The 13,803-nt window shown below is 70.9% G+C and carries 7 protein-coding genes; 3 read left to right on the top strand and 4 right to left on the bottom strand.

What is annotated here, in order from left to right; all coding sequences use genetic code 11:
- Position 1: 1 nt before the first annotated feature.
- The 4 genes from KAY22_RS04660 to KAY22_RS04645 form a co-directional block, all read right to left on the bottom strand.
- Positions 2-2,632 carry an AAA family ATPase gene (locus KAY22_RS04660; RefSeq protein WP_296620566.1) on the bottom strand — a complete coding sequence of 877 codons (2,631 nt, stop codon included), beginning with the start codon at positions 2,630-2,632 and terminating at the stop codon, positions 2-4.
- Positions 2,629-3,756: a DNA repair exonuclease gene (locus KAY22_RS04655; RefSeq protein WP_296620564.1), complete on the bottom strand. Its 1,128-nt coding sequence runs from the start codon at positions 3,754-3,756 to the stop codon at positions 2,629-2,631. Before KAY22_RS04655 ends, KAY22_RS04660 begins: the two co-directional genes overlap by 4 nt.
- 75 nt (positions 3,757-3,831) lie before the next feature.
- Positions 3,832-4,218, bottom strand: coding sequence for a hypothetical protein (locus KAY22_RS04650; RefSeq protein ID WP_296620562.1), 387 nt, complete (start codon positions 4,216-4,218; stop codon positions 3,832-3,834).
- Between the two features lie 42 nt (positions 4,219-4,260).
- Positions 4,261-4,743 carry an SH3 domain-containing protein gene (locus KAY22_RS04645; RefSeq protein ID WP_296620560.1) on the bottom strand — a complete coding sequence of 161 codons (483 nt, stop codon included), beginning with the start codon at positions 4,741-4,743 and terminating at the stop codon, positions 4,261-4,263.
- 404 nt (positions 4,744-5,147) lie between these two features.
- On the opposite strand from KAY22_RS04645, the gene KAY22_RS04640 reads away from it, so the two are divergent.
- The 3 genes from KAY22_RS04640 to KAY22_RS04630 all read left to right on the top strand — a co-directional run.
- Positions 5,148-6,974: an AAA family ATPase gene (locus tag KAY22_RS04640; protein WP_296620558.1), complete on the top strand. Its 1,827-nt coding sequence runs from the start codon at positions 5,148-5,150 to the stop codon at positions 6,972-6,974.
- Positions 6,971-7,615: a 4Fe-4S single cluster domain-containing protein gene (locus KAY22_RS04635; protein ID WP_296620556.1), complete on the top strand. Its 645-nt coding sequence runs from the start codon at positions 6,971-6,973 to the stop codon at positions 7,613-7,615. The genes KAY22_RS04640 and KAY22_RS04635 overlap by 4 nt, the downstream gene beginning before the upstream one ends.
- Positions 7,612-13,803 (top strand): AAA domain-containing protein (locus tag KAY22_RS04630; RefSeq protein ID WP_296620554.1); only part of this gene is annotated, 6,192 nt, incomplete at its 3' end. The genes KAY22_RS04635 and KAY22_RS04630, both read left to right, overlap by 4 nt.

Here is a 13,803-nt window from a genome sequence, read left to right as displayed (position 1 = left end):
GTCACCTCAGCGTTATCCGATTGCCGTCGACATGGCGGAAGGCCTTCGAGCGGCAGGTGAGGAGGATCACCTGCATCCGCTGCGCGGCCTCCTGCAGGATGTCCGTCATCGTCTCGAGGCGCTGGTCGTCCGAATAGACGAGCGGATCGTCGAGGATGAGCGAGATCGGCTTGCCGTCGTCCAGGAGGAGGTCGGCGAAGGCAAGCCGCGTCAGTATCGCGAGCTGCTCCTGCGTTCCCCGGCTCAGGTCGCCGCAGCTCTCGTCCACGCCCGACCGCGAGACCCCGGCCAGCCCGAGCTCCTCGTTGAAGGACAGGCCGCAGCCGGGCAGCAGCCGTTCGACGTAGCGCGCCGCCCGGCGCGTGACGGGGGCGAGGAAGGTTCGGGACGCCTCGCTGGCCGCATCGGTGAGAGCCTGGCGCAGCGTCTCCAAAGTGTCCGCCTCCTCCCGCAGGCGTTGGAGAGCGGCGTTGGCGGCCAGTTCCTCCTCCTTGGCTTCGGCGACCCGGCCTGCCGGTCCTGTGACCCCCTCGCGCATGACGGTCGCCTCCAGCGAGGCGATCCGGCCGGTGAGTTCGAGCCGCTCCTCCCCGGCGCGGACCGCCGCCCGGCCGATATTCTCCAGGCGCCGCCTGATCGCGGTCAGGTCAAAGGCCTTAGCGCCCTCACGTGCCTGTTCGAGCAGCTCGAGCTTGGCGGCTCGGTCGCGTTGCAGTTCGCCTAGTACGGCCTCGAGACCCGCTCGGTCCGCGTCTGCGAGCACGGCTTCCAGGCTGGCCTGGGCGGCGTCCACCTCCCGGCTGGCGGCCATGACGTCCGCCGTGGCGGTGGCGAGCAGCCTCTCCGCGTCCGAAAGCGCCGTCCTGCTGTGGTCGTGGGTGGCGGCGGCGGCGGCCTCGGCGAGCGTCGCGGTGGTGACTGCGGCCTCGCGCGCATCCAGGTCGTCGTCCGGCGCGACGAGATCGTCGGCGGGTTCCTCCAGCGTGGCGACGAACGTGCGGAGGGCGTCGGCGCCCGGCGCTAGCCCGATCGTCGGATCACCCGGACACGCGGCGGCGATCTGCGCGCGCAGGGTGACGAGCTCGCGCGCCGCCGACGCCGCGCGCTCGTTTCGCGCAACCCCGGCCGCATGCGACTCCAGGCCGAGTGCGCGCAACGCCGCGGCGAGCTGCTCCCTTGCGGCTGCAAGGTCGGCCTCCAGCGACAGCCCCGACCCCTGTGGCGGCCGGACGACGATGCTGCCGGCCGACCCGATCTCAAGCCGGGTAGTCGAGAGGACGTCCAGGCTGGCAACGTCGCTGGGCGATCCGTCGATGCGGAGGTCGACGCCGCTCGCTAGCTCGATGTCGACCTTCACGGCCCCGGCCTCGAACCTGGCCAGCGCTGCGACCTCCTTTCGCTCCAGGCTGCAGAGATTTGCGAGATCGTCGTCCTCCAACGCGAGCGCGCCTGCCGCTTCGAGCGCGCGCTCACGCTCCTCGAGCTCGCCGAGCGTCTTCCGGGCGTCGCTGGCGCGGCGGGCGCCGGCGGCGGCGTTGAACGCCTTCATCCGGTCGCGGGCTGCGCCCAGCTCCGCCTCGCGTTCCGCGCGCGTTCTCCGCACACCCTCCAACGCGGCGCGCTGCTGCTTCTCCTCGCCGACGGCCGCGCCGACGACCCCCTTGGCCTCATCCTGGCGGGAGCGCGTTCGCTCGATCTCCTCTGCCGCCTCGGCGACACGTTCCTCCGCGAGGTCCAGCCTTTCCAATCGTGCGGCGGCCGCCCTTGCAAGTTCCTCCGCGCGGCCGTGCTGGGCCTCTGCCGTGGCGAGGCGGAGCGATGCCGTCTCCGCGAGCTTCTGGTCCTCCTCCAGCCTCCATCGCTGCTCTACGGTCTCCGGATCGGCGATGTCCCGCTCGACGATGCGCAGCCGCGCCTTGGCTCCGTCGAGGTCGGTCAGCGCCTGCTCGTAGTCGCGATAGGCGGCCTCGACCTGCTGGCGTGCTGCGACTGCCGACGCGAGCCTCGTCTCGGCCGCGGCCAGCTCGCCGCGCGACTTGCCCGTCGCCGGGGTGCGGAGCGCGCCGTAGGCCGCCTCGACGCTGCTGCGGATGGCGTCGAAGCGCCGACCGCCGGTCACGGCGCCGACCTCCGCCTCGAGCACGCCGCGGACACTGTCGCGGACGATCCTGTTGGGGCTCTCGACCTGGAGGGCGCTCATCTGCTCGACCCAGAGCATGCCGAGCGGTCCCCGCGTCTCGGGATCGCTGCCGCGGTTGTTGCCTCGTTCGAAGCCAAGCAGTTCCTGGAGGGCGTCCTCGGCGGCGTCGCTCTCGCGACGACCTCCGTTGCCGGTCAGTCGCACCGATGTCGACTTCATGAACTGCTTCTCGAGCGTCCAGGGCCGACCGCCGACCACGAAGTCCACGACGACGCGCGGCGCCACGTCGTCGCCGATCGGCACGTAGGACCGCACGAGTTCGGTCTTGGCCGAGTGCCGGATGAAGAAGGCTGCGCGCAGGGCCTCCAGCACCGTCGACTTCCCGGTCTCGTTGGGCTCGACGACCACGTTGAAGCCGTCGGTGAAGCCGTCGATGCGGAGCGGATCGCGGAACTTGCGGAAGTTGGCGATCTCCAAGGACTTGATGATCATGCCACCACCTCCGCACCCCGGCGCATGACCTCTACGTAGAGACGCTCCAGCGCGGCGGCCGCGACGCCCGCATCCGGGCCTCCCGCCTCCGCTCGCGCCTGGAGCGACACGGCCGCCGCGGCGAGCGCGCCCTGGACGTCGATGCGGGCGACGTCCTCCGGCCTGGGCCTGGCGACGAGGCCGCTGGTGTCGACGTCGAGGTGCCTGAGCTCGTGCGCGACCTTGTCGTCTAGCTCGGACGAGATGGCCACCCGCTCGGCCAGGTTCGCCACGCCGGAGAGCTTGAGGCTGAGCAGCACGTCGGACAGGCGCGCATCCGATCTCAGATCTTCGACCTTCCGACGAAGGTCTTCGACACCAGAGACCTCCCAGCGGCGGGAGAACCAGCGGTAGCGGCCCGTGTCGACGCGCTCGAGCGTCGGGACGTCGCCCTGGCGCACTTCCACCGAGATGCAGGATCCCGGTTCGTCGCGCCCGAACCGATCGGTCTCAGGCGTGCCGCTGTAGGCCGTGCGGTCCCCGACCGTGAGGTAGCCGTGCCAGTCGCCCAGGGCGAGGTAGTCGAGTCCCGCCGACTTCGCCCGGTCGGGCGGGATGAGGTTCGCGCTCTCGCCTGCAGCCCCGAACTCGGTGATCGAGCCATGCGCGAGGCCGATGCGGATCGCACCCGGCGGCGTCGGCATGTCGACCATCGCGGCCGTGGGATCCGATGCCGTCTTCCGATGCTCGAGCGGCGCCGGCAGCAACCATGCGTTGCTCTCCAGCTCGACCGCTTCCGGCGTGTCCACGACGCGGACCCGGGCTGGCGCGACCCGACGGACCCGGCTCCACAGCCCACCCGGACGGGCATGGTCGTGGTTGCCGGGCATCAGCCACCACGTGACGTTCGCGCGATCCATGCGGGACAGCGCCTGCATGACGATGCGGTCGCCTGGGTCCACGTTGTCGAACACGTCGCCCGCGACGACGACGTGGGACGCGCCCTGGTCGGACGCGACGGCGGACAGCCGGTCGATCGCGTCGAGCCGGGCCTCCGACAGCGCCGCCGAGACTTCGGCCGGGAAGCGCCCGAAGGGTTTACCGAGCTGCCAGTCGGCCGTGTGGATGATCTTGCAGGTCGCCATTTGCGAGCTCCTGTTGTGGGCTCGGTTTGTGACCGAGACCTCTTCTGCTTCTGCATGTGTGCCGGAAGGTCGTCATCACGGACGCTCGAGACGTATGAGCGCGATGGGCACATAGCGGTGGAATTCCGCATGTCCCTTCCTGAGCGGGCACCGCCACTCTCCCACTGGGTAATGCGGATCGTGCCAGCAGCTGTCGGCGAGTGGCCGGCAGGGATACTCCGGGAATGGGAACGGCTCGACCTTGCCGGTAAGCCCGTCCCGCATCGACCGGCCTTTCGCGGTCAGGTCGACGCGCCACAGAGCGTAGCAGTCCGCCGGGGCTTCCAGCTTCGTCGTCGTGATCAAGCCGCGGCTTTTCAGCGCGTCGTAGGTGGGACGCGCCCACCGACCGAACCGCTGGGTGGTTCCAGCGCCCTCGACGATCGAGACCAGCACGCGTTGCTGTTCCGTCGTCAGCTTCATGGCACGGGGCTAACGATGAAATGCCGACGGAGGGGATGCCGATCATACGCCATAGCGCTTGTTTCCCCCGCTCGTGATGCAGTAGCGCCCGCCACGCGGTCCGATGCAGACCTGCGAGCCCGAGCAGGGGCAGCCTGATCCGAAGTAGCCGCCGCCCCCGCCGCGGCGCCGGCCGGATGAGCCACGATGTCGCGATCCGCCGTGCCGTCTTCCGGACCTTACCGCCTTGCTGGCCACGTAGCCCGCACCGGCTGCAGCTACGCTCGACCCGACGCCGGTCGAGATCAGGCCCTGCGCGCTCGGCCTCGCCGCTTCCGTCGCGTTGCCGCTCCCCCCAGGAGCGCTGGACAGGAAGGCGTTCGACACCCAGCAGTCCCCGCCGGTTCGCGTCAGGCGTGCCCATTCGCAGCGTCGTTCCGCGACGACGACCTGGTCGTTCCGCGTCAGACCTTCCGAGACGGCTGCCGAGGCGTCGGGCTCGCGCCGGCAGTTCAGGCTCCGCGCCGCCACGTAGGCCGGTTCCAAGATGGCCTGCGGAACGCTTGCGTCCACGGAGTTGCCTGGTGCGTCGCTGGAGCCCGACGAGCACTTCCCGACGAGGAAGAGGACGAGGATAACGACGAAGACCAGGCCGCAGCCTTGCCCGAGCGCTGCATTCTGCTGAGTCGTGGCTGGGGTCGCCGGACGCGGAGGTGCACGGTTCGGAGCCGGTGGCCGACGCCCGGACGCCCTGTCGATCCTGACCGGTTTTCTCAAAGTCTATCTCCCCCCGGACCGCGATTCCCCCGACGATCCCGACGGTAGACTGCAAGACAGATCCGTTCTGGGCAACAAGTTGCTGTGTGGATTGAAATAAGCGGTCCAGCCGATAGTCTGTCGTTTGACGAGCCTGCGGGAAGGGAGTCGTCCGCAGCCGGGGGGGAAAGGACTTGGGAGACGAAGACGTGCGGCCGCGCTGGGTCCGCGACCTGACGCGTTTTTTGCCGCTCAAGAGCCAGTTCGTGCTGACGGGCAACGTCCGCGACCTGCAGATCCGGGACGTCGGCGGCACCGCGGTGGCCGCCAGCCTCTCGGACGTCCTCGCCGCAACGCTGGGCGACGCCGGCTACTCAGGGGTCGTGCGCTACGATCCCATCGCCGGGTTCACGGTGCTGCCGAGACCCGACGGTTCGCAGGGCGACGCCGATGGAGTGCTGACGAGGCTCGGCCTCACGCCCTCGAACGGCAAGGCACCGGCCGGGCCCGACCTGTTCGGGGCGACGCTCGAGCGCCTCGTCGGGCTGGACGGTCCGCCGGTCGCTCTCGTGGCCGACTTCGCTTCCCGACTCGTCGTCCGTAACGATGCGCTGACGCCGCAGGAGCAGGCGCTGTTCACCCGTGCGTTGGTGCTCGGCCAGTCCGTCGAGCCGCGCCCGGTGGGACCGGATCGCGCGCCGCGCTACAACTGCGTCGTCTGGATCGCCGAACGCGAGGGCGATCTTCCGGACTGGCTCACGATAGACAATCCCCGGTTGCGCCACATCCCGATCGCGCCGCCCGACCGCGCCGCCCGAGGGGCGGTAGCACCGTCGCTGGTGAGGGGCATGCCGGGCGCCCGCGCAGCCGGTCAGGAGGTCGTCGAGGCCGCGGTCGCCGACCTCGTCGACGCAACGGAGGGGATGCTGCTGGTCGACCTGAGTGCGGTAGCGCAGCTTGCGCGCACCGAGGGCGTCGCGGTGCAGGACGTCGCCGAGGCGGTCCGACGCTACAAGGTCGGGGTCACGGAGGACGCGTGGCGTAAGATCGAGCGTGGTCGGATCCGCGACGGCGCGGACATCATCAAGCGACGCGTCGTCGGCCAGGACCACGCCGTCGTGCACATGCTCGACATCGTGAAGCGGGCCGCCACGGGCATCGGCGGTGGTCGCCGCGGCGGTCGCCCGCGCGGCATAGCCTTCCTCGCCGGGCCGACCGGCGTCGGCAAGACCGAACTCGCCAAGACGGTCACCGAGCTCCTGTTCGGCGACGAGAGCGCATACATCCGTTTCGACATGTCCGAGTTCAGCGCGGAGCACGCCGACCAGCGGCTGATCGGCGCACCTCCCGGATACGTCGGTTACGACGCGGGCGGTGAACTCACCAACGCCGTGCGGGAGCGCCCCTTCTCGGTCGTCCTCTTCGACGAGATCGAGAAGGCGCACCCGCGCATCCTCGACAAGTTCCTGCAGATCCTCGACGACGGGGTCCTGACGTCGGGACGTGGCGACAGGGTCTACTTCTCCGAGGCGCTGATCGTCTTCACCTCGAACCTCGGGATCTACTCCACCGCCGCCGACGGCAGCCGCCGCGCCAACGTGACGCCGGACCAGCCGTTCGAGGAGGTGCGCTCGCGCGTCCGCGCGGAGATCGGCAACCACTTCAAACTGGTCCTGAACCGCCCCGAGATCCTCAACCGCTTCGGCGAGAACGTGATCGTGTTCGACTTCATCCGCCCGGCGGTGGCGGAGGAGATCTTCGCGTCGATGGTGCGCTCCGTGCTCGCCGACGCCGAGGCGTCCGGATACCGGGTGACCCTGTCGTCCGCGGCCTGGGACTCGCTCCGGCACCTTTGCACCGCCGACCTCTCGAACGGCGGCCGCGGCATCCGCAACCAGATCGAGGCGCACCTGATCAATCCGCTCGCCCGCGCGCTGTTCGACCGCGAGGAAGAGGCGCCGACCGTGGTGAGCCGAATCGAGACCGGCACGGTCACGACGCTGGTCTTGGAGGACGCGTGACGGAAGTATCCATCTCGAGGCTGCACTTCCCCGTGACGACGCTCGGGCCCGGGCGGCGCGTCGGGCTTTGGTTGCAGGGATGCTCCATCCGCTGCCCGGGCTGCATATCCGTCGACACGTGGGAGCCGGGAATCGGCACCGTGCCCCTGGCCGAGCTTCTCGAGCGCTTGACCGTGCTCGCCGACGGGGCGGACGGACTGACCGTGTCGGGGGGCGAGCCGTTCGACCAGCCTGAGGCGCTGGCGGCCGCGCTAGCGCACTGGCGGTCGGTCTCCGGCACCCCGACGCTCGTCTTCACCGGCCGCGAGCACGGCGACGTGGCTGGCTGGCTGTCGGGCAACCCCGGTCTGGTCGACGCCCTCGTCACGGGGCCCTTCCGTTCCGAGTTGCCGCAGACGCTCGCCTTGCGGGGCAGCGACAACCAGCTGATCCACGTGTTGACCCCGGAAGGTGCCACGGTGCGGTCCTACGACCGCCCGGCCGTGGCCGCCGACCGCCGACTGGACGTCGCGTTCGACGAGCATGGCCACGCCTGGCTGGCCGGCATTCCCGCACGGGGCGAGATGGCCCGGCTGCGACGTGCGCTGGCGTCGGCCGGGCATGTGTCCGTGACGTCCGACATGGTGGGAGCCCATCCGTGATCAGGTTCTGCCCCAACTGCCGGACCGAGCGGTCGCCGAGCGAGACCTTCTGCGAGGGCGAGGTCGACGGCTCCCCGTGCGACTGGCCGCTCTCCTCGCAGCCGCTCCGGCCGGAAGGCTGGCGCCCCGAGCAGCCAGCGTCCGCCGCGCCCGCAGCACCGTCGGCTTCGGTTTGCTTCAACGGCCATCCGGTCGGGCCGGGCGACATCATGTGCCCCGAGTGCGGCGGTGACGTGGCGGCGACGCCGGACCCCGTAACGCCCACTGCCTCCGCGGACGGATCGGACACGGATGCGGTCGCGCCCGAGCCAGGCGCGGCACAGGCCGTCGAGGGCGTCACGGAGACGATCGTCGCCGGCTGGCGGCTCATCAGGCGGCTGCCGACCACCAGCCAGGTGCGCGAGCGCTACGAGGTCGTCCATGCCGAGGATGGTTGCGAGGCCGTGCTCACGCTCTACGCGAACGGGAGCGAGCCGGACACCGAGGTCTACGACGCGCTCCGCGCGCTGGACCGCGACCACGTGCCGGAGATCTACGAGACCGGGCGGTGGGAGGAGCGGGCCTACGAGGTGTCGGAGGACCTGCGCGGCGGCACGTTCGCGGACCTGGGCCTACTGGCCGACGACCACGCCACGATGTCCAGCATCCTGCGCGAGGTCGGCGGCGCGCTCGCCGCCATCGGCGAATGCGGACTGCGCCACCGCGACCTGAGGCCCGGCGCGATCATGGTCCGGCAGCGCGAGCCCTTGGACCTCGTGCTGAGCGGCTTCGGCTCCGCCCGCCTGTCGGAACACGACCTGGACGTCGTCTCGCCGCTCGAGATCACCCGCTACACCGCTCCGGAGGCGGTCGCGGGCGGCGTGGCGGCCGCGAGCGACTGGTGGAGCCTGGGGATGCTCATCCTTGAGCAGGTCACCCGCGGCGAGTGCTTCGCCGGTGCGGACGACCAGACGTTCCTGATCACCGTCCTGACCAACGGCGCGCCGATCCCTGAAGGGCTTGCGCCTTCCGTCGACGCGCTGCTGCGGGGTCTGCTCTCGCTCGACCGTCATGCGCGTTGGCAGTGGGACGAGGTGCAGCGCTGGCTGACGGGGGACATACCCGAGGCGCCGCCGGCGGTTCGGCAGCTTGGTGGTTCCGACGGGGCGCGCTCGATCCGGCTCGCCGGGGTGAGGCACGCGAGTCCGGAGCGGTTCGCGCTCGCGGCTGCCGAGGCCGGCGCCTGGGACGAGGCCCGCTCGATGCTGCTGGGCGGCGAGGTCGCGACCTGGCTCGAGGAGGCCGGCCAGCACGCCGGCTTGCGGACCGAGGTGCGCGCGATCGCCGCGCTCGAGGGTGTCTCGGAGGACATGCGTCTCGCGCTGGCGCTGAAGGCGCTGAACCCGTCGATGCCCTTAGTCGTGCGCGGCGAGATCGTGACGCCGGGCTGGCTGCTCGATCACCCGGAGGAGGGCTACGCGCTCATTACCGGGCCGGTCCCGGACCGGCTGGAGCGCGACGACGACGAGGTGTGGCTCGCGCGCCTCAAGCGGCGCGAGGCGCGCGTCAGGGAACGCGCGCGCCAGCTCGATGTGGAGCTCGACGAAACGCAGCTGCGGGTCACGTCGCTGTCAACCTCGAAGAGCCGGCTGGCGGCGGTGTGGGACGAGCGGCGGCGCGTCCTGCCCGACACCGACCACCCTGGACTGCTGGCCCTAGTCGAGCGGCGCGTCACCGAGGAGAAGGACCTGATCCTCCTGCTGAGCGCCGCGGCCACCCAGTTCCGGGCGGCCGACGCGATCGTCGACGAGGCTGAGGAGACGGCCCGCCGGGCCGGCCTCGCCGAGTTCGACCGGGAGGCGGCGCTCGCCCGGACGGCGGTGTCGAGGCGGGAGCTGCACGCCGAGATCGAGGCGCGTCTGGAGGGCTTCGCGAGGTGCGGCCGCGACCGCATCGACGAATGGGGTGACCAGTTCCGGCTCGAACGCCGTCTGCCTCTTGCAAGGGCGCTTGCCCTGCTGGAGGTCCCCGCCGACGAATGGCGGCAGCCACCGCGTCAGGCCTACGTCGCGACGCTCCTCGACTTCTACGCCCGGCGGATCACGGGAGCCATCATGCGCGGGCCGCTGACGCGGCTCATCGTCGGGAAGACCACTGCTCGGGTCGACCTCGCCGAGCTCGACAGCCCGAGGCGCAGCGCCGCGTCCCTCCTGGACCACGTGCTGCTGCGCAACGAGCAGGTGATCGACGTGGACCCGCACGCGTTCGCCGAGGATCCTCGCGTAGAGCGACGGCTACGCACTCTGCATGGACACGCGACGCTGTATCGACGGGACACGGGCATCGACGGGCTCTATCTCGGCTTCCCATTCCTGGTGATGCAGGAGGCCAACCGCTCGACGCGCCCCCGGATCGCGCCGGTCCTGCTGTGGCCGGTGAAGCTGCACCCGGAGACCGGTTCGCGCGGCCGGGTGACGCTCGCGTTCGACCGCGACCGCGAGGAGGTCCGCCTCAATCCGGCCTTCGAGACGCTGCTCGGCGTCGACGCTGCGCGGCGCTGGCGGGAGGTTGCGGACGAGGTCCTCGGCCGCTCGTCAGCGACTGCTGCCGAGGTGGTCGAGGCGTTCGCCGAACTCGCCGAGATCGCGGGACGGACGCTCGTCCCGCTGCCGTCGAAGGACCTGCGCGTGGCTGCCGGCGAGGACCGGGTCCACTGCTCGGCGGCGCTGTTCCATCTCGGCTTCATGGGACAGGCCGTCATGGAGGACCTCCGCCAGCTGAAGGCCATGCCGCCGGCCGGAAGCAGCCTCGAGACGGCGTTCAGGGTGGGCGAGGAGATCCACCGTGCGGAGGTGCCCCGGGCGCCCGAGCGGGAGCGCTACTTCACGGCCGACAGCGACCCTTCGCAGGAGGCCGCCGTGCTCGAGGCCCGGGCGGGGCGCGGCCTCCTCGTCGAGGGGCCGCCTGGCACCGGCAAGAGCCAGACGATCGTGAACATGGTGGCGGACGCGATCGGAACCGGCCGGAGCCTGCTCGTGGTCTGCCAGAAGCAGGCCGCGCTCGAAGTCGTGCACAAGCGGCTCGAGGCTGCCGGGCTCGGCAACCGCATCGTCATGGTCAACGACGTGAACAAGGATCGGGAACCGGTCATCAGGGCGGTCAGGGAACAGCTCGAGGAGATTTTCCAGCGACCCGGTGGCACGACTGGATGGCGCCAGCAGCGCGAGCAGACCGCGGCGCGCATCGAGGCCCTGGAGCATGACCTGGACGGTCAGCACCGTGCCCTGCACGCGGTGGACGGTCAGACGGGCCTCTCATACCGCCTCGTGCTGGGTGACCTGATCGGCCTCGCCCGTGAGGGGACGACGCCCGCGCTTCCGTCGCTACGTCACACCCTGGCCCCGCTCGACCCCGGCAGGCTCGCCGTGCTCCAGGAGGTCTGCGCGCCGACAGCGAGGCTTTGGCTGCCCGCACGCTACGAGGGCAGTCCGCTCGCGGAAACGCGGCCCTTCGGCACGGATGACGGCAGCGTCGAGACGTTCGAGGAGGATCTGCGCGCCTTCCATCTGGCGGAGACATCGCGCGAGGAGGTCCTGGAGCGAACGCCGGACGCGCTCGCGATTGACGATCCGGAACCGTATCGCGCGTGGTCCGCGGCGAACGGCAGGACGCTGCTCGACCTCGACGACGGGCAGAGGGAGCGCCTCGCGCGCTGGCTGGACCGGTTCGCCGGGGCGGCCGACCGCACCCCCGGGACCACGGCGGCGCAGGCCGAGATCGGCGAACTCGAGCGCTCGCTTCTCTCAGTCCCGACGGACGACGCGCCGACCGACGCCGTGGAAGTGGCGCGGGCGATGGACGACGCGGAATTGGTGGAGTGGCTGACCGTCTCCGACCGCCTCCTGCGACGGCCGACGCTGCTCGAGAGGCTTTCGCCCGGGCGCTGGATGGCGGCCTGGCGGCGTCGCGGCCTGATGAAGCGCGAAGGGCTGACGGACCGGTCCGCGCTGGGAGCGGCGCTTCATCGCGAGACGTCTCTCCGGCCGCTCCGTTCGCGCCTGATCACGGTGACCACCGAGGTCGGCGAGCCGTCCGGTCAACTCGCACCGCTGCGCGTCCCCGAACTCCTGACGCACGCCCGCGCGCTCCGGCGGGAGCTCGACGCGACGGAGGCGCTCGTCGCGCGGATCGAGGCCTATCCCGAGCCGCGCACTGCCACCGCGATGGCGCGGGCGGCCACCCGCGGCGCCGTCGAGGATCTGATGGAGGGCATAGACCAGGGTCTCGCGCGGCACGCCGCCCGCGTCGCGTCGCGGGAGGCACTGGAGCGCGTGCGGCCCTGGATGGAGGACGGGTGGATCGAGGCCCGGCAGGAAGCAATCGCGGCGAATGCGCCCGGCAGCGCCGCGGTCGAGCCGGTCCTCAAGGAGCTTCCCGCCACCGCCGCATACCAGCGCTTCCGCGCGAGGGTGCCGCAGCTCGGCGACGAGGCGATGGCGGTCTTCGCCCAGCTGGCGAGAATCCGTGACAAGCTGGAGCAGCTGCCTCGCGCCGAGCTCGAGCCGACGGTCCGCCGCATCATGGGCTTGGAGGCGCGGCTGGCGTGGAAGGCGCGCATGGAGGCTGCAGACCCGACACTCATGCTCGAGGCCGACGAGCTCGAGGCCAAGGCCGCGTCGCTGAAGACGGCCGACAGGGAGATGCGGAGCCTCAACCGCCGGCTGCTGGTCGACGGTCTGGATGCGAGCCGCCTTCGGCCCCTGCGCGAGTGGGAGGACATCACCAGGCTCCGCGGCGTCCGCGCGCGCCGGCTGCGCGAGTTCGTCGAGAAGGGCGCCGATCTCGGCCTGATAAGGCTGCGACCGGTCTGGCTCGTCAACCCGGACGTCGCGAGCCGCCTCCTTCCGCTCCGGAAGGCCCTATTCGACACCGTCATCTTCGACGAGGCTTCGCAGATGCCGGTCGAGTATGCGCTGCCGACGCTCTACCGCAGCGGCGCCATGGTCGTGAGCGGCGACGAGAAGCAGATGCCGCCGACGGCCTTCTTCTCCAGCCGGGTGGAGAGCGACGAGGCCGAGGTCTTCGAGGGTCAGGCGGCCGAGGAGGACGTGCCCGAGGATCAGCGGGAGGCCGTCGAGGAGACCTGGAACCGCCGCGAGATCAAGGACTGCCCCGACCTTCTGCAGCTGGCCAAGACGGTGCTGCCGTCCACGACCCTGCAGATCCACTACCGGTCCGCCTACCGCGAGCTGATCCAGTTCTCGAACGCCTCCTTCTACGTCAACCGGCTCAGCGTCCCGGCGCGCCATCCGGCCGATGAGATCCGGCGCAAGCGGCCCGTCGAGATGATCCGCGTGGACGGGACATACGTCGACCAGACCAACCCCGAGGAGGCCGAGCGCGTCGCCGACGTCCTGCGGGACATCTGGGCCGAAGCGGGAGCCACCCCGCCGACGATCGGCGTGGTCACGTTCAACCGCAAGCAGGCGGACCTGATCGAGGAGGTGCTCGAGGATCGCGCGGAACATGACGCGGCATTCCGCACTGCGCTGACCCGCGAGCGCGAGCGCGTTGAGGGCGGCGAGGACATGGGCCTCTTCGTCAAGAACGTGGAGAACGTCCAGGGCGACGAGCGCGACGTCATCGTCTTCTCCTCGACCTTCGGGCGCAACGCGCAGGGGACGTTCCGGCGCTCCTTCGGCGTGCTGGGGCAGACCGGCGGGGAGCGGCGGCTCAACGTGGCCGTCACGCGTGCCCGCCAGAAGGTCGTCCTCCTCACCTCGATGCCGATCCCGCTGATCTCCGACCTGCTCTCGACACGACGGCAGGCGGCCAGCCCGCGCGACTTCCTCCAGGCGTATTTCGAGTATGCGCGTGCGCTGTCGGACGGCGACCTCGACGCCGCCGAGGCGCTGCTCTCGCGGCTGACGCCAGAGCAACGCCGCCAGCGCGGGCGTGACGCAGCCGACGACGGGCTCGAGGCGGCGGTGGCCGACGAGATCCGCTCGCTCGGCTGGGAGCCCGCGTCGGTAGGCGACGACGGCGCGTTCGGCCTCGACTTCGCGATCGAGGACCCGCGCACCGGCCTCTACGGCATCGGCATCGAGTGCGACGCGCCAAGGCATCCTCTGCTCGAGAGCGCGCGGGCGCGGGAGATGTGGCGGCCGGACGTGCTCCGGCGCTCGATCCCGTCGATCCACCGCGTGTCC

It is taken from the genome of Rhizorhabdus sp., assembly GCF_018006725.1.
In the GTDB taxonomy this organism is placed as follows: Bacteria; Pseudomonadota; Alphaproteobacteria; order Sphingomonadales; family Sphingomonadaceae; genus Rhizorhabdus.
The sequence above is the reverse complement of the archived record's forward strand: the minus strand, read 5'-3'. Positions and strand labels throughout refer to the sequence as shown.